The 18174-nt window shown below is 67.3% G+C and carries 23 protein-coding genes; 11 read left to right on the top strand and 12 right to left on the bottom strand.

Annotation, left to right across the window (positions count from 1 at the left end):
- Positions 1-520: 520 nt before the first annotated feature.
- Genes AC51BJ_RS00590 through AC51BJ_RS00580 form a run of 3 tightly spaced genes read right to left on the bottom strand, consistent with a single transcriptional unit; the run spans position 521 to position 3214 of the window.
- The gene (locus AC51BJ_RS00590; protein WP_019916634.1) at positions 521-1063 is read right to left on the bottom strand and encodes a flavodoxin; all 543 of its coding nucleotides are present in this window, start codon (positions 1061-1063) and stop codon (positions 521-523) included.
- A gap of 11 nt (positions 1064-1074) precedes the next feature.
- Positions 1075-2787 (bottom strand): ATP-binding protein, encoded by a 1713-nt coding sequence (locus AC51BJ_RS00585; RefSeq protein ID WP_496278989.1) that lies wholly within the window; start codon positions 2785-2787, stop codon positions 1075-1077.
- A 10-nt stretch (positions 2788-2797) separates the two neighbouring features.
- Positions 2798-3214 carry a response regulator gene (locus AC51BJ_RS00580; protein WP_019916636.1) on the bottom strand — a complete coding sequence of 139 codons (417 nt, stop codon included), beginning with the start codon at positions 3212-3214 and terminating at the stop codon, positions 2798-2800.
- Between the two features lie 105 nt (positions 3215-3319).
- Between AC51BJ_RS00580 and AC51BJ_RS00575 the strand changes: the two genes are divergently transcribed.
- The 8 genes from AC51BJ_RS00575 (at position 3320) to AC51BJ_RS00540 (ending at position 8760) form a co-directional block, all read left to right on the top strand.
- Positions 3320-3634: a hypothetical protein gene (locus AC51BJ_RS00575; RefSeq protein ID WP_019916637.1), complete on the top strand. Its 315-nt coding sequence runs from the start codon at positions 3320-3322 to the stop codon at positions 3632-3634.
- 210 nt (positions 3635-3844) lie between these two features.
- On the top strand, positions 3845-5239 hold the full coding sequence (nifE, locus tag AC51BJ_RS00570) for a nitrogenase iron-molybdenum cofactor biosynthesis protein NifE (protein WP_496278988.1): 1395 nt from the start codon (positions 3845-3847) through the stop codon (positions 5237-5239).
- Positions 5240-5249: 10 nt separating this feature from the next.
- Complete coding sequence (gene nifN, locus AC51BJ_RS00565; protein ID WP_496278987.1) at positions 5250-6689, top strand: nitrogenase iron-molybdenum cofactor biosynthesis protein NifN; 1440 nt, start codon at positions 5250-5252, stop codon at positions 6687-6689.
- A gap of 30 nt (positions 6690-6719) precedes the next feature.
- Entirely contained in the window at positions 6720-7133 is a 414-nt protein-coding gene (gene nifX / locus AC51BJ_RS00560) for a nitrogen fixation protein NifX (protein ID WP_304011604.1), read from the top strand.
- The gene (locus AC51BJ_RS00555; RefSeq protein ID WP_019916641.1) at positions 7126-7602 is read left to right on the top strand and encodes a NifX-associated nitrogen fixation protein; all 477 of its coding nucleotides are present in this window, start codon (positions 7126-7128) and stop codon (positions 7600-7602) included. Before nifX ends, AC51BJ_RS00555 begins: the two co-directional genes overlap by 8 nt.
- 10 nt (positions 7603-7612) lie before the next feature.
- Complete coding sequence (locus AC51BJ_RS00550) at positions 7613-7810, top strand: CCE_0567 family metalloprotein (RefSeq protein ID WP_019916642.1); 198 nt, start codon at positions 7613-7615, stop codon at positions 7808-7810.
- A gap of 13 nt (positions 7811-7823) precedes the next feature.
- Entirely contained in the window at positions 7824-8132 is a 309-nt protein-coding gene (gene fdxB, locus AC51BJ_RS00545; RefSeq protein WP_019916643.1) for a ferredoxin III, nif-specific, read from the top strand.
- Positions 8133-8148: 16 nt separating this feature from the next.
- Positions 8149-8760 (top strand): nitrogen fixation protein NifQ, encoded by a 612-nt coding sequence (locus AC51BJ_RS00540; RefSeq protein WP_496278986.1) that lies wholly within the window; start codon positions 8149-8151, stop codon positions 8758-8760.
- Positions 8761-8918: 158 nt separating this feature from the next.
- Here AC51BJ_RS00540 and AC51BJ_RS00535 read toward each other — a convergent pair whose 3' ends face one another.
- Positions 8919-9152, bottom strand: coding sequence for an FmdB family zinc ribbon protein (locus AC51BJ_RS00535; RefSeq protein WP_304011615.1), 234 nt, complete (start codon positions 9150-9152; stop codon positions 8919-8921).
- A gap of 110 nt (positions 9153-9262) precedes the next feature.
- Between AC51BJ_RS00535 and AC51BJ_RS00530 the strand changes: the two genes are divergently transcribed.
- Genes AC51BJ_RS00530 through AC51BJ_RS00520 form a run of 3 tightly spaced genes read left to right on the top strand, consistent with a single transcriptional unit; the run spans position 9263 to position 11754 of the window.
- The gene (locus AC51BJ_RS00530) at positions 9263-10609 is read left to right on the top strand and encodes a (Fe-S)-binding protein (RefSeq protein ID WP_496278985.1); all 1347 of its coding nucleotides are present in this window, start codon (positions 9263-9265) and stop codon (positions 10607-10609) included.
- 18 nt (positions 10610-10627) lie between these two features.
- Positions 10628-11164, top strand: a complete 537-nt coding sequence (locus tag AC51BJ_RS00525; protein ID WP_496278984.1) for a GNAT family N-acetyltransferase — start codon at positions 10628-10630, stop codon at positions 11162-11164.
- Positions 11161-11754, top strand: coding sequence for a DUF938 domain-containing protein (locus AC51BJ_RS00520; RefSeq protein WP_496278983.1), 594 nt, complete (start codon positions 11161-11163; stop codon positions 11752-11754). Before AC51BJ_RS00525 ends, AC51BJ_RS00520 begins: the two co-directional genes overlap by 4 nt.
- On the opposite strand, the gene AC51BJ_RS00515 is transcribed toward AC51BJ_RS00520, so the two are convergent.
- The 8 genes from AC51BJ_RS00515 to hscA all read right to left on the bottom strand — a co-directional run bounded on the left by AC51BJ_RS00515 (position 11755) and on the right by hscA (position 18145).
- A complete protein-coding gene (locus AC51BJ_RS00515; RefSeq protein WP_496278982.1) occupies positions 11755-12243 on the bottom strand; it encodes a hypothetical protein in 489 nt (162 codons plus the stop codon).
- Positions 12240-12563: a (2Fe-2S) ferredoxin domain-containing protein gene (locus tag AC51BJ_RS00510; RefSeq protein WP_019916650.1), complete on the bottom strand. Its 324-nt coding sequence runs from the start codon at positions 12561-12563 to the stop codon at positions 12240-12242. Before AC51BJ_RS00510 ends, AC51BJ_RS00515 begins: the two co-directional genes overlap by 4 nt.
- A gap of 21 nt (positions 12564-12584) precedes the next feature.
- Positions 12585-13034: a ferritin family protein gene (locus tag AC51BJ_RS00505; protein ID WP_019916651.1), complete on the bottom strand. Its 450-nt coding sequence runs from the start codon at positions 13032-13034 to the stop codon at positions 12585-12587.
- A 15-nt stretch (positions 13035-13049) separates the two neighbouring features.
- Positions 13050-13382, bottom strand: coding sequence for a nitrogenase stabilizing/protective protein NifW (nifW, locus tag AC51BJ_RS00500; protein ID WP_430435237.1), 333 nt, complete (start codon positions 13380-13382; stop codon positions 13050-13052).
- Positions 13375-14196 (bottom strand): serine O-acetyltransferase, encoded by an 822-nt coding sequence (cysE, locus tag AC51BJ_RS00495; RefSeq protein WP_496278981.1) that lies wholly within the window; start codon positions 14194-14196, stop codon positions 13375-13377. Before cysE ends, nifW begins: the two co-directional genes overlap by 8 nt.
- Positions 14193-15332 (bottom strand): homocitrate synthase, encoded by a 1140-nt coding sequence (nifV, locus tag AC51BJ_RS00490; RefSeq protein ID WP_496278980.1) that lies wholly within the window; start codon positions 15330-15332, stop codon positions 14193-14195. The genes cysE and nifV overlap by 4 nt, the downstream gene beginning before the upstream one ends.
- 612 nt (positions 15333-15944) lie before the next feature.
- The gene (gene fdx / locus AC51BJ_RS00485) at positions 15945-16277 is read right to left on the bottom strand and encodes an ISC system 2Fe-2S type ferredoxin (protein WP_019916655.1); all 333 of its coding nucleotides are present in this window, start codon (positions 16275-16277) and stop codon (positions 15945-15947) included.
- Positions 16274-18145, bottom strand: a complete 1872-nt coding sequence (gene hscA, locus AC51BJ_RS00480; RefSeq protein WP_496278978.1) for a Fe-S protein assembly chaperone HscA — start codon at positions 18143-18145, stop codon at positions 16274-16276. The genes fdx and hscA overlap by 4 nt, the downstream gene beginning before the upstream one ends.
- Positions 18146-18174: the final 29 nt, after the last annotated feature.

Genomic DNA, 18174 nt, shown 5'->3' with positions numbered 1-18174 from the left:
TCAGGTCGCAATCGCGAGCAAGCTCGCTCCCACAAACGCAGGCTCTGACCGCGGACAGCGAGTGTTCGTGTGGGAGCGGCCTTGGCCGCGATACGGTCGTCGCGGTCCGCAGGCCTCGATGCGGGTTGTTGTCGGGGTCAGAAGACCCCTCCCACAGGGGCTTGAGTCCGGCTCCGCGGGTGAATCAGGCGCGTTCCTTGTGGGAGCGGCCTTGGCCGAGACAGGGCCTTTGCCGTCTGCAGGCTTCGTTACAGGCCGCTGTCGGGGTCAAGACCCCTCCCACAGAACCCCCCTGCCCAGGCTCGAGCAGTAGGTCGGGCGCGTTCCTCGTGGGAGCGGCCTTGGCCGCGACAGGGCCTTTGCCGTCTGCAGGCTTCGTTACAGGCGGCTGTCGGGGTCAGAAGACCCCTCCCACAGAACCCTGCCCAAGCTCGGGCAGCGGGTCTGGCGCATTCGTTGCGGGAGCGGCCTTGGCCGCGACAGGGCGTCGGCGCTGATGGCGACCGACGCCCCGTCGTACTCAGATGCTCAAACCGAACTCGGGAGCGATCAGCTTGAGCCAGCCGTCGACACGTTCGGCCGTCAGTTCGGGCTGGATGTCCTGGTCGATGGCCAGGCCGACGAACTTGTCGTCGATGACCGACTGCGACTCCGTGAAGTCGTAGCCGTCGGTGGGCCAGGCGCCGACGATCTTTGCACCGGCGTCCTTGAAGAAGTCGTACAGCAGGATCAGACCGTCGACGAACTCGTGACCGTAGGTGTCCTGGTCGCCCAGACCGAACAGCGCCACCGTCTTGCCGGCGAAGCTGGTGCCCTTGAACTTGACCAGTGCCTCGGCCCAGCTCTCGTCGTCGCATTCCGCCTCGATGCCGGGCAGCAGGCCGTCGCCCAGCGTCGGCGTGCCGAGGATCAGGTAGTCGTAGGCGAGCAGGTCGTCCACCGTCGCCTTGTTGATGTTGACCGGCTCGGCCATCGTGTCGTCGTCGAAGCGCTTCTTGATCTGCTTCGCGATCTTGCGCGTGCTGCCGCTGTTGGTGCCGAAGAAAAGTCCGATGCGTGCCATGACAGATCCATTCAGTTGAGTGTTGCAGGGGAGGTGTGTGCGGCGTCCATGCCGCGGAAGATGGCGCAGCGCTGGAATACCTCCAGCGTTGGCGCGCAGGCCTTGTGCTGGCAGTACTTCGCCGCCAGCTTGGCCAGACCCTTGATGTCGCGGCCGGAGGCTTCGGGAAACAGCACGGCCAGTGCCTCGACCATGCTTTCGTCCAACGCGAGTCCGAACTGCGTTGCCATGACCTGCCAGATGCGACGGCGAGCCGCTTCGTCAGGCGCGTGGTAGCGGATCAGCGCGATGCAGCGCGACACGATGGCTTCGTCAATGTCGTCCACCCGGTTGGTGGTCAGGAAGAGCAGCCCGTTGAAGTACTCGAGCACACGCAGGAACACGCCGACCACGGCGTTCATCGTCATGTCGTCCTCGCGCCGCTTGATGTAGACGTCGGCCTCGTCGATCAGCATCACCGCACCCCAGCGCTGGGCGCGCGTCAGCGCCTGTTTGAGCGCGCCTTCCATCTGCGCCACGTTCAGCCCGAGCTGGCCGGAATGCACGCGGTAGAGCGGCCGGCGGATGATTTCCGAGTACACCTCGGCGGTCAGCGTCTTGCCCACGCCCGGAGGGCCTGCGCACAGCACGGTGGTGCCGCCCGACTTGCCGGCGACGATGTCGTCCATCAGCACGTCCATCTCGGCGGTCAGGATGTCGATCAGGTCGGTCTGCTCGGGCGGCAGCACCAGTTTCTGCTTCAGTGCGGGCTGGTAGGCATAGGGCGCCATGTCGTCCACGTGCACCCACAGATGCTGGTGCAGATCGAGATGGAACATGAGCACATAGGGATGCACCGGCAGCTGCGAGAACAGGCCGTCGGGCATGGCGTCGCGCGAGGCCTCGACCTCGTCTTCCGCCTCGTAGCGATTGCTCTTTGCCGCCTTGCGCAGATAGGGACCGAGGATGTCGCCCGGCGCTTCGAGCAGCAGCGTGCGCGCCGGCAGGATGGCTTCGTCATTGACCAGGCGGGCCATGCCGCCGCTCGCCGACAGCACCACCTGGTCCTTGCGCGACCAGTCGGTGTCGCGGTGGGTGGCGCTCGGGTCTTCGGCGTGAAAGCCGGTGCCGCTGGCCGAGAACTGCTCGCCGTAGCGCGCGCGCCACTCGATGTAGCGTGCGGTCACCGTGTCGCAGGCGGCGATCAGCGCCGGCGTTTCCTTCAGGAAGCCCTTGGCCGCAAGCACTTCGCCCACCGTCTTGCCGGTGATGTCGGCACCGTAGATGCGGATGACGGAAGTCGCCAGCGTCGCCTTCACATTGGCTTTCAGCTCGATGAAGACCTTGCCGGTCTCTTCGTTGTTGGCCGGCGTGTAGTCGAGCCGGCTCACCACCCAGGGCAGCGGCCGGGTCAGCTGATTGGTCGTGAACAGCCAGCCGCGTATCGCGCCTTCGGCCAGATGGCGGGCGAGGGCGGGCACCAGCTGTTCGAGGTCGTTGCCTTCGAAGCGGCGGCCATCGCCTTCCAGCGCGTCGGCCAGCGTGGTCAGCGCGGTCGCGCGTTCCAGCATGGCCGGGCCGGCGTCGGCGTAGAGCCGGCCGAGGAAGCGCAGCGCGTCGATCGACAGCCGCGACACCGGCACCTCGACCTTGTCGCAGTACTGCAGCTGGTCGCGCAGGCTTGCCAGATCGGGGAAGGCGTCCGCCATCGACTCGATCTGCGGCGCCTCTATGGTCACCTTCATCGCTGCGCCCTCAGCGGGTGACGACAGGGATTTCCAGCGCCGCGCGCCGGCCGAGCTGGGCGTCCACCTTGCGCCGCACGTTCTCGACCTTGAGCGGGCGCAGCAGCGTGCTCTGCGCGCCGGCGGCCAATGCCTGGCGGACAGCGTCGTCGTCGGCATCGCTGCAGACGATCAGTATGCGCACCTGCGGCAGCGCCGCCCGCAGGCGCGTCACCGCGTCGCCCGCCAGCAGTCCGGCGCCGAGCAGCACCAGGTCGGGCGGTGTTGCCGCGGCCACCGCGAGTGCCGACGCGAGGTCGGCGAACACATGGGTTTCCATCTCGTCGGCCAGCATGAACTGCAAGGCGGTACCGACCACGTCGTCGTCATCGACCACGAACACGCGCTTGTTCTCGACTGCGCGCTGACTGTCTACGCCGATCTGCATGAGGGTTCTCCCTGTCTGTCGTCAGCAGGCCCGGAGCAAGCTTCGTTCCAAACGCGGCATGGCTTTCGCTTCTCCGCCCTCGTCATTCATTCGAAGGAGGTCGCAATGGGCGTACTGATCAAGACGACGATGGACGGACGGCGGGTCGAGGTGATCGAGGGCGTGGTCTGTCTGGAAGGCAAGCCGGAAGCGGGCGGGCTGGTTCCGCTGTCCGAACATCCGAACCGCCAGGCCATCGCGAAAGCGGTGCCGGGCGCCACGCACGTGGCCGGGCGCATTCCGCTGACGCTGGAAGAAGCGCAGGTCGCGCAGGACGCGCTGACCGAGGCGCAGCGCAGTTTCGACGCCAGCCCGATGGGTATCGCCAAGCGGCTGCAGTCGGCCATCCACAACAAGGCGCGCATGGAGGGCATCGAGTAGCGCCGGCGTCGCGGCGGTCCGCCAAACCCGACATTGCGTGTCGCAAAACGACCAGCCTTTGTCGGACCGGGATGCCCGAGCGCAGCCCGGCGGACCGCAGATGACTGATTTCCCGGGCCTCTGCGCCGTGCGCCGGCTCTGGCATCAATCCTGCTGAGTGAGCTCCGACAGCGCCTTGCGCGCCGACCCTGACAGGAAGGAAGGTGGGCCATGGATGCACGCGTATCGGCAAAGATCCAGGACGTGTTCGAAGAACCCGCCTGCGAGCACAACCAGAACAAGTCGACCAAGGAAAAGAAGAAGGGCTGTACCAAGCAGCTCTCTCCGGGCGCTGCCGCCGGCGGCTGTGCCTTCGACGGCGCCAAGGTCGCGCTGCAACCCATCGTCGATGTCGCTCACCTGGTGCACGGTCCGATCGCCTGTGAGGGCAACTCCTGGGACAACCGCAATTCCTCGTCCAGCACTTCGCAGCTCTACCGGACCGGCTTCACCACCGACATCAACGAACTGGATGTCATCTACGGCGGCGAGAAGCGGCTGTTCAAGTCGGTCAAGGAAATCATCGAGAAGTATGACCCGCCGGCGGTGTTCGTCTACCAGACCTGTGTCACCGCGCTGATCGGCGACGACATCGAGGCGGTGTGCAAGAAGGCGTCGGAGAAGTTCGGCAAGCCGGTCATCCCGGTCAATTCACCGGGCTTCGTCGGGCCGAAGAACCTCGGTAACAAGCTGGGCGCCGAGGCGCTGCTCGATTACGTGATCGGCACCGAAGAGCCGGACTTCGTCACCCCCTACGACATCAACATCATCGGCGAGTACAACCTGGCCGGTGAACTGTGGCAGGTGAAGCCGCTGCTCGACGCGCTCGGCGTGCGCATCCTGTCCTGTATCTCCGGCGACGGCCGTTACCGGGAAGTTGCCTACAGTCACCGCGCCAAGGCGGCGATGATGGTGTGCTCGAAGTCGATGATCAACATCGCGCGCAAGATGGACGAGCGCTACGACATCCCCTTCTTCGAAGGCTCGTTCTACGGCATCGGCGACATGTCGGAAACACTGCGCGAAATCGCCCGCCTGCTGGTCGAGAAGGGCGCACCGGAAGAGCTGAAGGCGCGCACCGAAGCGCTGATCGCGGTCGAGGAAAAGCGTGCCTTCGACCGCATCGCTGCCTACCGCCCGCGGCTGGAAGGCAAGAAGGTGCTGCTGATCACCGGCGGTGTGAAGAGCTGGTCGGTGGTGGCCGCGCTGCAGGAGGCCGGTCTGGAAATCGTCGGCACCAGCGTCAAGAAATCGACCAAGGAAGACAAGGAAAAGATCAAGGAGCTGATGGGCCAGGACGCGCACATGATCGACGACATGACGCCGCGCGAAATGTACGCGATGCTGAAGGACGCCAAGGCGGACATCATGCTTTCAGGTGGTCGCAGCCAGTTCATCGCGCTGAAGGCCAAGATGCCCTGGCTGGACATCAACCAGGAACGCCACCACGCCTACGCCGGCTACGAAGGCATGGTCGATCTGGTGCGCGAGATCGACAAGGCGCTGTACAACCCGATCTGGGAACAGGTGCGCCGCCCGGCGCCCTGGGACGTGGTCGCCGCCTGAGGATCACGCCATGGCCACCGTCATCGAATCGAAGAAGGCCTGCACGGTCAATCCGCTCAAGATGAGCCAGCCGCTGGGCGCGTGCTACGCCTTCATGGGGCTGGACAACTGCATGCCCATGATGCACGGCTCGCAGGGCTGCACCTCCTTCGGCCTGGTGCTGCTGGTCCGCCACTTCAAGGAGGCGATCCCGATGCAGACCACGGCGATGAACGAGGTCTGCACCATCCTCGGCGGGCTGGAGAACATCGAACAGGCGGTGCTCAACATCAAGAAGCGCGCCAATCCGGCACTGATCGCCATCGCCTCGACCGGGCTGACCGAAACCAAGGGCGACGACGTCGATGGCTATCTGAACCTGATCCGCCGCAAGCACGGCGAGGCGCTGACCGGTACCGAAATCGTCTACGTATCGACGCCCGATTACGTCGGCGCCTTCGAGGACGGCTGGGGCAAGGCGGTGCTGGCCGTGATCGATGCTTTCGCCCAGCCGTGCGACCGCGATGCCGGTCTGGTGAATCTGCTGCCGGGCGCGCACCTGACGCCGGCCGACATCGAGGAACTGCGCGAAACCATCGAGGCCTTCGACCTGCGCGTGCAGGTGCTGCCCGATATTTCCGGCTCGCTCGACGGTCACATTCCGGACAACTTCACGCCGACCACGCTGGGCGGCACCCGGGTCGATACGCTGCGCCGGGTCGGCGCAGCGGCCGCCACGGTCGCCGTCGGGGCCCGCATGGACGCGGCGGCAGCCGCGATCGAGGAGCGTTGCGGCGTGCCCTTCCGCGTATTCGACCGGCTGACCGGACTGGCCGCGGTGGACGACTTCCTGCAGTACCTGTCCGAACTGTCCGGTCGTCCGGTGCCACCGAAGTACCGCCGTGCGCGGACCCAGTTGCTCGACGTGATGCTGGACGCCCACTTCTGGGTCGGCGGCCGGAAGATGGCCATCGGCGCCGAACCGGACCTGCTCTACGCGTTGTCGACCACCGCCGCCGAAATGGGCGCAGAAGTGGTGGCCGCCGTCAGCACCACGCCGTCGCGTGTGCTCGAAGCGGTGCCCTGTGCCGAAGTGCTGCTTGGCGATCTCGAAGATCTGGAAATGCGCGCGAAAGCGGCCGGCGCCGAACTGTTCATCACCCATGCGCACGGCCGGCAGTCGGCAGCGCGGCTGGGCATTCCGCTGCTGCGCGAAGGCCTGCCGATGTTCGACCGTCTGGGCGCCGCGCACGTCTTGCGCGTCGGTTACCGCGGCACGCGCGAACTGATACTCGGCTGGGCCAACACCTTCCTCGCCGACGAACACGTGAACACGCCTGAAGACTGGCCGCTGCCGCAGGAGAGCATTCTGGCGGCGAGCGAAGGTGCTCCGGCATCCGGCTGCGGCAGCGGCGGATGCGGCTGCGCATCGTCCGCCGAAATTCCTGAAACCGTTGCGGCCAGCACCTGAGCCGGTCGCCCATCCACCGAGGAGCAGCGCATGAAGATCGCCTTCGCCACCCAGGACAAGCAGCGCGTTGACGCGCACTTCGGCTGGGCCAAACACCTCGCGGTGTACGAGATCGACAAGGCCGGCTACCACCATGTCGAGGACTTCGACTTCGGCGGCAAGCTGGACGAGGACGGCGACGAGGACAAGCTCGCGCCCAAGCTGGACGCGATCAAGGACGTCGCCATCGTATATGTCGCCGCCATTGGAGGCTCGGCGGCGGCACGCGTGGTCGCCAGCAAGATTCACCCGATCAAGGTGAATCAGCCGGAACCCATCATGGACATCCTGGACAAGCTGCAGGAAGTGCTGCGCGGCACGCCGCCGCCCTGGCTGCGCAAGGCCCTGCAGAAGGACGAAGCGCGCAGTTTCGATTTCGAAGACGAGGTGGAAGAACATGGCTGAAACACTGGAACTGAGCGCCGAGGACAGCGCAGCGCTGGCATCACCCTTCCTGAGCGAGCTGATCAAGCAGTACCGCGCGCAGGACATGCACGGCGCCTGGGAAGGCAAGAGCGACGCGCAGCTGCTCGAACCCTACATCCTGAGCGCCGAGGCGCGCCGCGCGCTGCCCATCATGGGCGACCCGGACCCGGAAACGCTGTGGCGCATCGAGCTGTTCTACAACGCGGTCGGCCTGTCGATCGAGCGCGCCACCAAGGTGATGGTGACGCCGATGATGAAGATGTCGCACGAAGGCTTCGGCCGCATGGTGCTGATCGCCGGTCGCCTGATCGCGGTGAACAAGCAGCTGCGCGACGCCCACCGCTTCGGCTTTCCGACCTACGCCAAGCTGGCCGAGGCGGGGCAGAAGTTCGTCGACGAAGGCGTCGGCATGGTGAACAAGTACAACGAAGTGGCCAACTGGGGCTGAGGACGGAACGATGGAAGACGTCGACGCACTGAAGACCCGTGTCAAGAAGCTCAACGCGCAGGCCACGCAGGCCAAGATGGACCTGCACGACCTGTCGGAAGAACTGCCGACCAACTGGGAGAAGATCCTCGAAGTCGCGCAGGTCGCCTACGACGCGCACCAGTCCCTGATGGCTGCGCGCAAGGAACTGGCGGCCGCGACCGCCTGAGGAAGGAGGCATCATGGCTGCATTCTCCGTCACGCTGCCCAGCGGCGAAATCTGGACACCGAAGTTCGTGTCCAGTCTGAACCAGGACACCTGTATCGGCTGCGCGCGCTGCGTGAAAGTCTGTGCCAATGACGTGCTGCAGCTCGCCGGTGTCACCGAGGACGGCGACATCGTCGTGGTCGATCCCGACAACGAGGATGACGACGAGGAATACGAGCGCAAGGTAATGACCATTTCGCGCCAGGTGAACTGCGTGGGCTGTCAGGCCTGTTCCAAGGTCTGCCCGAAGAAGTGCTACACGCACGCGCCGGTCGAGGTGTGAGCGCGGGACGACGGCGATGCCCACGCTCTTTCCCACCGCTCCGCTGCGGCCCGACTGGCCACTGCCGGCCGGGCCCGGCGGCTTCCGCGGCCTGCTGCTGAAGCTGGCGCGCCGGCCCGACGATCTGGTGCCGCGTGTGCTGGCCGGCGTGATCGGCCGCAGCTGGACGCAGCGCGGGCTGCAGTGCCTGCCGCTGTATGGCATCGACGTGTCGGAAACACGCCGCCTGCTGGCGCGCCATTTCCCCGGTGCCGAGTGGCTGCCGGCGCTGCACGCGACGACGCCCGCCGAGTTCGCAGAAGCGATCGAAATGGACGACGTGGTGGCGCTGCTGCGCGAGCATCTGTCCATCGACGATCAGGACCACGTGTGGCTGGCGCACGCGGTCGCCACCGGCTGCCTCGGCGCCGACCACCTGTGGCAGGACATGGACCTGACCTCGCGCGCCATGCTGTCCGAACTGATGCACGGCCGCTTCACCTCGCTGGCCGAACGCAACACGCAGGACATGAAGTGGAAGAAATTCCTCTACAAGCAGCTGTGCGAGCGCGCCGAGATCCGTGTCTGCAAGGCGCCCAGCTGTGGCGTATGCACCGACTACGCGAAGTGCTTCGGGCCGGAGGAGTGATTACCTGACCGTGGCGGTGTTCGGAAGCGAGGCCTGCACATGCCGCATCGCGAGCAAGCTCGCTCCCACAGACACCGAGGCCCGGATGCGCTGTTGTGGGAGCGAGCTTGCTCGCGATAGCGGCCGGCCGAGGCCGCCCAGAACCGCCGGCGCCGCCTCTACTTCACCTTCGCCCGCTCCGCCGCCGAGTAGTTGCTGAAGTGTCCTTCGCGCGCCGCCGCCGCGCGGCCGGCGGCGATGATGGCTTTGCTGCGGCCCGGCGCTTGTGGCGCCGACAGCAGCTTGTCCACCTGATCGCTGCCGCAGGCCGGGCAGACGATCTGCGTGTCGCTTCGCACCAGGCGTTCGAAGGTCTTGTCGCATTTGCGACAGTGAAAGTCGTGCAGAGGCATGGCGGGACTCCGTTTTGGTATCGATAACCCCTAAAAGCAAGAACAGGTCCGGGGCGGGTGGCTTGGCACCGGTCTTGCACGGAGTCGTCTCGTCAGACGGAGAAGCGACAGTGCAGACAGAACTCGATTGGTCGGCCTACGACAGCTACGGCGCCGGCGACGCCTATGCGCAGCTGCCGGCGCAGGGCGGCGGCTTCGGAAAGGCGGCGTCGGTGTGCATCGGCAATCGCCAATGCCAGCGCGACGGCAACGGCGTCATGTGCCCGAGCTTTCGCGTCACCGGCGATCCGGTGCATTCGACCTTCCACCGGGCGCAGACGCTGAAGGCGGCACTGAACGGCGAACTGGGTACGCAACCATTCGTCGGCGCCGAACTGGCGGCGGCGATGGATCTGTGCGTCGGCTGCAAGGGCTGCAAGCGGGAGTGCCCGAACGGCACCGACATGGCCTTGCTGCGCACCGAGGCGCGTGCGCAGCGCTGGCGGGCGCAGGGGCGGGTGCCGCTGCGTGAGCGCCTGTTCGCCTCGCTGCCGCGCTGGCTGGGGCTGATGCGCTGGCTGCAGCGGCCGTGGCAACTCGCCACTGCAGTACCCGGGCTGGGTGCGCTGATCGAACGCGTGAGCGGCATCGCCCGTCGCCGCTCGCTGCCGCGGATCGCGGCGCGGCCCTTTCTCGCGCCGCATACGCTGCCGGCTTACGGTGCCGAAGGCGGGCGCGAGGTGGCGCTGCTGGTCGACACCTTCTCCAATCGCATCGATCCGGCGATCGCCGAGGCGGCGGTCGATGTGCTGGTGGCCGCCGGCTGTCGCGTACATGTGGTGCGCCCCGCGGCCGGCGAAGCGCCGCTGTGCTGCGGCCGCACCTGGCTGTCGCAGGGCCGGGTAGCCGACGCACGACGCGAAGCCAACCGTCTGCTCGACGTACTCGCGCCGCTGGTCGCACGCGGCATGCCGGTGATCGGGCTGGAGCCGTCCTGCCTGCTGATGCTGCGCGACGAGTATGACGCGCTGGGGCTGGGTGAGCGCGTGGCGCCGGTGGCGAAGGCGGCGCTGCTGTTCGAGGAGTTCATCGCCCGCGAGCACGACGCGAAGCGGCTCGCGCTCGATCTGCAACTGCCCGCCGGCACGCGCGCCGCGGTGCACGGCCACTGCCACCAGAAGGCTTTCGGTGCGATGAAGGCGATGCGCAAGGTGCTCGGGCTGGTGCGCGGGCTGGACTGCAGTGTCATTGAATCCGGTTGTTGCGGCATGGCCGGCAGTTTCGGCTTCGAGGCGGAACACCACGACATGTCGATGCGCATGGCCGAGCTGGCGCTGTTGCCGGCGGTGCGCGCGCTCGATGCCGATACGCTGCTGATCGCCAATGGCAGCAGCTGTCGCCACCAGATACGCGACGGCGCGCAGCGCGAGGGCGAGCACATCGCCTGCGTGCTGCAGCGCGCGCTGCGCACGCATTGAGCCGACGATGAGTCAACGATGAGCACATGGCCGGAAGAACTGCGCACCGCCCGCTGCCGGCTGCGCAAGCCGCAGCCGGGCGACGCGCCGGCGCTGTTCGCCGGCATCAGCGGCGACGCCGAGGTGACGCGCTACCTCGGCTGGACCACGCACACCGAACTGACGCAGACACGGCGACAGATTTCGCACGACCTTGCGCGCTGGCAGCGTGATGTCGCCCGCAGCTGGGTGCTGCTGGCCGACGACGGCGAGGCCGGCGGGCTGTTCCAGCTGATCGGGCAGGGCCACGCGCTGCGCCTGGGCTTCGCGCTGGCACGCCGGCTGTGGGGCCGCGGACTGGCGTGCGAGGTGCTGCAGGCGGTGGTGGACGAAGCTTTCAGTCATGAGGCGGTGTGCCGCGTCGATGCCGTCTGCGACGCCGACAACGCGCGCTCGTCGCGCACGCTGGCGCGCGCCGGCCTGCCGCTGGAGGCGCGGCTCGGCCGCTACATCCTGCATCCCAATCTGTCGCCCGAGCCGCGCGACGTGCTGCTTCATGCGAAAGTGCGCAGATGAATCCTGAAAAGCCCTTTGCACCCTCCTGCGAACGCAACCGCGACGTCATTCTCGAACGCCTGCGCGTGCACTTCGCCGGCCGTCGTCAGGTACTGGAGATCGGCAGCGGCACCGGCCAGCACGCGGTGCATTTCGCCGCCGCGCTGCCGCATCTGCAATGGCAGTGCAGCGAGCGCGCCGAGGCGCTGCCCGGTCTGCGCATGTGGCTGGACGAGGCGGCGTTGCCGAACACGCCGGCGCCGCTCGAACTCGACGTCTGCGGCCGCTGGCCGGTCGCGCATTTCGATGCGGTATTCACCGCCAACACGCTGCACATCATGGCCTGGCACGAAGTCGAGAAGATGTTCGCGGCGCTGCCGGCGGTGCTCGCGCCGTCGGCCACGCTGGTCATCTACGGCCCGTTCAACTATGGCGGCCGTTTCACCAGCGACAGCAACGAGGCCTTCGACCGTTCGCTGCGCGAGGGTGCGCCGCATCGCGGCATCCGCGACTTCGAAACGGTGGAGGCGCTGGCACGGCTGGCCCGGCTGTCGCTGTTCGCCGACGAGGAGATGCCGGCCAACAACCGCTGCCTGGTGTTCGCGCGCTGATCAGCGCGCGCCGGTGCTGCCGTCGAGCAGCGAGGCGATCACTTCGCCGCCGAGACCGTCCGTCGGGTCCAGGCGGCCGATGTGCTCGACCAGCGTGCGCGCGTCGTCGCTGCGACCGCTGCGCAGGCAGATGAAGGCCAGCGCCTTCAGGCTGAACAGCCAGAAGCGCGCCGGCCCGGTGGCCGCGAAATCGGCGTCGCCCGGCTGCACGCGGCGCCAGTCGGCGTCCAGCCCGGCCTGCCGGCCGGCCACCGTGATGCCGCGCGTGGCCGCCTTCTCGGCCAGATCGAACTGGCGACGGCCGGCGTGGAACTTGTACAGCAGGTAGTACACCGGCAGGCACTCCGGTGCGCTCGCCTGCGCCGTCCACAACAGCGCCTCGATGCGTTGCGGCGGCGCGCCGGCCGCCTCGTCGAACAGGCGGCGCACCGACTGCGGCACCGTGCCGCCGAAGTACTCGTCCGACGTTTCGCCGGTGAACAGATTCACCAGACCATCTCCGGTGCCCGCAGGCGCTCGACCGGCGCATCGCCCAGCAGGTGGCTGTCGAAGATTTCGCCGACGTCGTCCTTGCTCACGTTCGAATACATCACCGCGTCCGGATAGACCACGACATTGATGCCCTGGTCGCACGGGCCGAGGCAGCCCGAGTAGGTGATGGCGACGCGGTCGAAGCAGTTGCGCTTCTGCAGTTCCGCCCAGAAGGTCTGCAGCACCTCGGCGCCGCCCTTGTGCGCACAGGAGCCGCGCGGGTGGCCCGGCGGGCGTTGCTGTGAACAGACGAAAACGTGTTTCTGCGGCTTCGGCATGGTGCGATTCTCCGGATGGGGTCAGGCGGTGAGGCGGGCGATCCAGCGTTCGATCTCGCCGAGATGGGCCGCGTCGTCGTGCTCGAAGGCGCGCGCCATCTTGCGCAGACCGGGGTCGGGCGCGAGGATGGCCATCATTGCGTAGTAGCTGTGGCTGCGCCGCTTCAGGTCCAGCGCACGTTCGAGCGCCATGTGCAGGTCGAGCATTTCGTCGCTGATCACCTTCACGGCGGTGCGCGGCTTCTCGATTTCGATCGGCCGGATGCGCGGCAGGTTGGCGGCGACCGGCAGCGGCTTGCCGGACAGCGCCTCGTGCGCTTCCATGCGCGCCAGTTCGGCCAGATTCTGGAAGAAGGCTTCGAGCTCGGTGTCGCCGGCATCGAGCGCGTGTCGTGCGGCCTTCTCGTAATGCAGCGCCGCTTCGCTTTCGAGCGCGTTGACGCTTGCAAGGAACATGTCGCTGTCGTGCATGGTGCGTCCTCCCGCTCAGGCGACCGAGGGCAGCGTGGCGCGCAGGCTGTCGAGCGACACGCGCTGCTGTCCGTCCGCCTCCTGGAATACCTTGAACACCTTCTCCTGTGCCGGCGTCGATTTGACGAAGTCCTCGTAGGCGCGCGACAGCAGGTTGCGGTAGCGCGCATAGACCACGCCCTCGTCGCCGTCGGCCAGGCCTTTCTCGCTGCGCAGGTACTGGTAGAAGCGCTTCAGGATGTGCAGGCGGTTCACGTTCACGACGCCCTGATCGAAGGGCAGCGCGAAGAATTCCAGGAAGTCCTCGGCCGACGACAGCTTGGCCAGGCGCTGGGTCAGATCATCCATGACGGGTCACTCCTATGTGTGCGGCGGCCGCGTGGGTGCTGCCGTCGAATGCGGGTTGGGAACAGGTGTCGTCGCAGTCGCTGCAGATGCCCTGGGCGGTACTGCGTTCGCCGGCCAGGCGCACGACGTCGCGCTCCAGGTCGGCAATGCGTTCGAGCAGGCAGGCGATGGCCTTGCCTACCGGGTCCGGCATCTGGTGGTGGTCGAGGTCGATGCCGCCGGCGGTGATGCGGCGCTGGCTCTTCGGCAGCACCATGCGGCCGGGGATGCCAACCACGGTCATGCCGGGCGTCACGTCCTCGATCACCACCGAGTTGGCGGCGACGCGGGCGTTCTCGCCGACGGTGATCGGCCCCAGTATCTTGGCGCCCGCACCGACCACCACGCCGTCGCTCAGCGTCGGGTGGCGCTTGCCCGGATTCCAGGTCGTGCCGCCGAGCGTGACGCCGTGGTACAGCGTCACGTCGTCACCGATCTCCGCCGTTTCGCCAATCACGACGCAGGCGCCGTGGTCGATGAAGAAGCGGCGGCCGATGCGTGCGCCCGGGTGGATGTCGACATTGGTGAGCAGGCGCGACAGGAAGGACAGCAGGCGGGGCAGGTAGCGCAGGCCGCGCTGCCACATCGCGTGCGCGAAGCGGTGTGCCACCAGCGCCTGTATGCCCGGATAGATGGTGAGCAGTTCGAGCTTGTTGCGCGCCGCCGGATCGCGGTCGAACACGCAGTTCACGTCCTCGCGCAGCATCGCGAACAGCCCGGGTACGACTGTTGCCGCTGGCGACAACGCGCCCGCCGTGCCCTGCTCGCCGCTCATGACGCCTCCGGCAGCGGCTGCGCCGCTACGAGATAGAAGGCCTTCAGCTGGGTGGCGTCCGGTGACTGCTTGTTGGCCGTGGCGTAGGCGCGGATGCGCTCGATGATGTGCGCGACCTCCACGTCGGACGGATACAGCCCGAGCCGCGCACAGGCTTCCAGCACGGCGTGCGAGCCCGAATGCTTGCCCAGCACCAGACGGTGGGCGCGGCCCAGTTCGGCCGGGTCGAAGCTCTGGTAGTTGCGCGGATTCTTGATCAGGCCATCGACGTGGATGCCCGATTCGTGCGTGAACACGGCGTCGCCGACGATGCTCTTGTTGGCGGCGATGGCACGGCCGGATGCGCGTTCGACCAGGCGCGAGATCGGCAGCAGCGACTGCGACAAGACGCCGCTGTCGATGCCGTGGATGTGGCGCAGCGCCATCACCACCTCTTCCAGCGGTGCGTTGCCGGCGCGCTCGCCGAGGCCATTCACTGTCGTGTTGGCGTGCGTCGCGCCGGCGCGGAAGGCGGCCAGCGTGTTGGCGGTGGCCAGGCCGAGGTCGTTGTGCGCGTGCATCTCGATTTCGAGGTCGACCGCGCGGCGCAGCTGCGACACCAGCACATAGGTGCCGAAGGGATCGAGGATGCCCAGCGTGTCGGCGATGCGGACGCGGCGAGCGCCGGCCGTCTGCGCTTCTTCGGCAACGCGGCACAGGAAGTCGATGTCGCCGCGCGACGCGTCTTCCATGCCGACGCTCACTTCGACACCGGCGTCGAGTGCGCGCTCGACGTGCGGACGGATCTGCTCGATCACCCAGTCGCGATTGCGCCGCAGCTTGCCCGCGATCTGCAGGTCCGACACCGGCAGCGACATGTGCACGATGTCCACCGGGCAGCGCAGGGCGGCCTTGAGGTCGCTGTCCGTCATGCGCGCCCACACCATCAGTCGCGCGTTCAGGCCCAGCATCGCGATGCGCTCGATCACGTCGATCTCGGCCGTGCCCATGGCCGGGATGCCGATCTCCATCTCCGGTACGCCGGCCTGATCGAGTGCGTCCGCGATCGCGCACTTCTCGTCAGCGGTGAACGCCACGCCCGCCGTCTGCTCGCCGTCGCGCAGCGTGGTGTCGTTGATGATGAATGCGGCTGCCATGTCGTCAGACCTCCTGCAGAACATTCAGCAAGCGCTGTGCCACGGAGTGCGCTTGTCGCAAGTGATTGATGTTGAGTGAAGTTCTGGGCGCGTCGCGATGTCGCTGATGCGACATGTCCGTTCGCGGTGGCGAGGCTGTCGTGAATGTTTCGTTTGCAACAGGTGCCGTGCCTTGGGTGCCGATACAGGCCGCTATCGCGAGCAAGCTCGCTCCCACAGGAGTCTTGTCCGTGCCGCCGACAGGGCATGCTTTTTGTGGGAGCGGCCTTGGCCGCGATGCGGCTGGTGCAGTCCTGCGGCTTCGATCCAGGCTGCTGTCGGAGTCGGAAGACCCCTCCCACTGAGCCGTCGCTCGTGTCGCCGACAGGGCATTTTTTTGTGGGAGCGGCCTTGGCCGCGATGCGGCCGCTGCAGTCCTGCGGCTTCGATCCAGGCTGCTGTCGGGGTCAGAAGACCCCTCCCACAGAGCCGTCGCTCGTGCCGCCGACGGGGCATGCTTTTGTGGGAGCGGCCTTGGCCGCGATGCGGCCGTTGCGGTTCGCCGGCTTCGATCCAGGCTGCTGTCGGGGTCAGAAGACCCCTCCCACAGAACCCTTGCTGGCAGGGGGCTGCTTACTCGCGGGCGAGGTTGCGCGTGTGCAGCGGCAGTTCGACCGTCACGTCGGCGTTGCCGAGGCGGGCGCAGCAGGCGAGGCGGGACGCGGGCTGTACGCCCCAGGCGTCGTCGAGCTGGTCTTCCTCGTCGTCGTCCGCTTCATTGAGCGAGGCGGCGCCGGCCCGCACATAGACGTGGCAGGTCGAGCAGGCGGCGACCTTCTCGCAGGCGTGTTCGATCGCGATGTCGTGCGCCAGCAGCGCGTCGCAGATCGAGGTGCCGGCGGCGACCTCGATGCGGGCGCCGTCCGGGCACAGCTGCGGATGTGGCAGTACGGTCAGCGTGCTCACGGCTGCAGCTCCGACACGCGGGTGCCCGACAGCGCGCGCCGGATGCCGGCGTTCATGCGCAGGCCGGCGAACTCGGTGGTGGCGGCGTTCAGCGCTTCGCTCAGCAGCTTGAGCTTGGTGCTGTCGTCGCCGGCTTCGAGCGCTTCGGCCAGCGCGTACATCGCCGCCTGGATGGCGACGAACTGGTCGTGCGTCAGCAGCGCGTGACCGTCTTCGGCCAGCGCCGCCTCGGTGGCGTCGACCAGGCGGCGCGCTTCGACCTGGGCCTCGCGCAGCATGCGTGCCGCCATGTCGCTGTCGGCCTTGCCGTAGGCGTCGATCAGCATGTCGGCGATCTGCGCGTCGCTGAGACCGTATGACGGCTTCACCTCGATGTGCGATTCGACGCCGCTGGTCTGTTCGCGTGCCGACACCGACAGCAGCCCGTCGGCGTCGATCTGGAAGGTGATGCGGATGCGTGCCGCACCGGCCACCATGGGCGGAATGCCACGCAGTTCGAAGCGCGCCAGCGAGCGGCAGTCGCTCACCAGTTCGCGTTCGCCCTGCACGACGTGGATGGCCATCGCGGTCTGCCCGTCCTTGTAGGTCGTGAATTCCTGCGCGCGTGCCGCCGGTATCGTCGAGTTGCGCGGAATCACCTTCTCGACCAGGCCACCCATGGTTTCCAGACCGAGCGACAGCGGGCATACGTCGAGCAGCAGCCAGCTCTCTTCGCCGGCGGGCTTGTTGCCGGCCAGCACGTCGGCCTGTATTGCGGCGCCGATGGCCACCACCTGATCGGGGTCGAGGTCGGTCAGCGGCTCCTGGCCGAACAGCTTGCGCACCGCGGCGCGCACCTGCGGCATCCGCGTCGAGCCGCCCACCATCACCACGCCGTCGACCTCGTCGGCGGCGACGCCGGCGTCACGCAGTGCGCGGCGCACCGGCGCCATGCTGCGCGACACCAGGTCGCCGGTGAGCAGTTCGAACTGTTCGCGCGACAGGTCGAAGGAAACGCTGCGGCCGTCGTCCAGCGTGAATGCGATCTTGGTGACCGGGGCACTCGACAGCGCCTCCTTGGCGCTACGCGCCCGCGCCAGCATCATGCGCGTCTCGCCGGGGGAAGGCGCTGCGAGTGCCAGTTGCTGCCGCAGCCAGTCGGCGATCCGGTGGTCGAAATCGTCGCCGCCAAGGGCGGCGTCACCTGCGGTCGACAGCACTTCGAACATGCCCTGTGACAGCTTCAGCACTGAGATGTCGAAGGTGCCGCCGCCGAGGTCGTAGATGGCGAAGGTGCCGTGTGCCGCACGGTCCAGACCGTAGGCGATGGCGGCTGCGGTAGGTTCGTTGAGCAGGCGCAGCACGTTCAGGCCGGCCAGACGCGCCGCGTCCTTGGTGGCCTGGCGCTGCGCGTCGTCGAAATAGGCCGGCACGGTGATGACGGCGCCGACCAGATCGCCGCCGAGCGAAGCTTCCGCGCGGTCGCGCAAGGTGCGCAGTATCTCGGCCGACACTTCGACCGGCGAGCGCACGCCGGCGCGCGTGTCCAGACTCAGCATGCCCGGCGTGTCGACCAGCGCATAGGGCGTGGCGGACGCGTCGACGTCGGCCAGCGAGCGACCCATGAAGCGCTTGACCGACACGATGGTGTTGCGCGGGTCTTCGGTCTGCGCCGACTGCGCAGCGTGGCCGACGACGACGGCGTCTTCGGTGTAGCGCACCACCGATGGCAGCAGCATGCGGCCGTCGTCGTCCGGCAGCACGCGGGTGAGGCCGCTGGCGACGGTCGCGACCAGCGAATTCGTGGTGCCCAGGTCTATGCCCACGGCCAGCCTGTGCTGGTGCGGTGCGGCGCTCATGCCCGGTTCGGCGATCTGCAGCAGGGCCATGTCGGCGTGCTCCGATTGATTCGTGGACC

The sequence above is a fragment of the Methyloversatilis sp. S146-33 genome, assembly GCF_059552495.1.
Note: the sequence above shows the minus strand (reverse complement) of the source record. Positions and strands in the feature narration are given on the sequence as shown.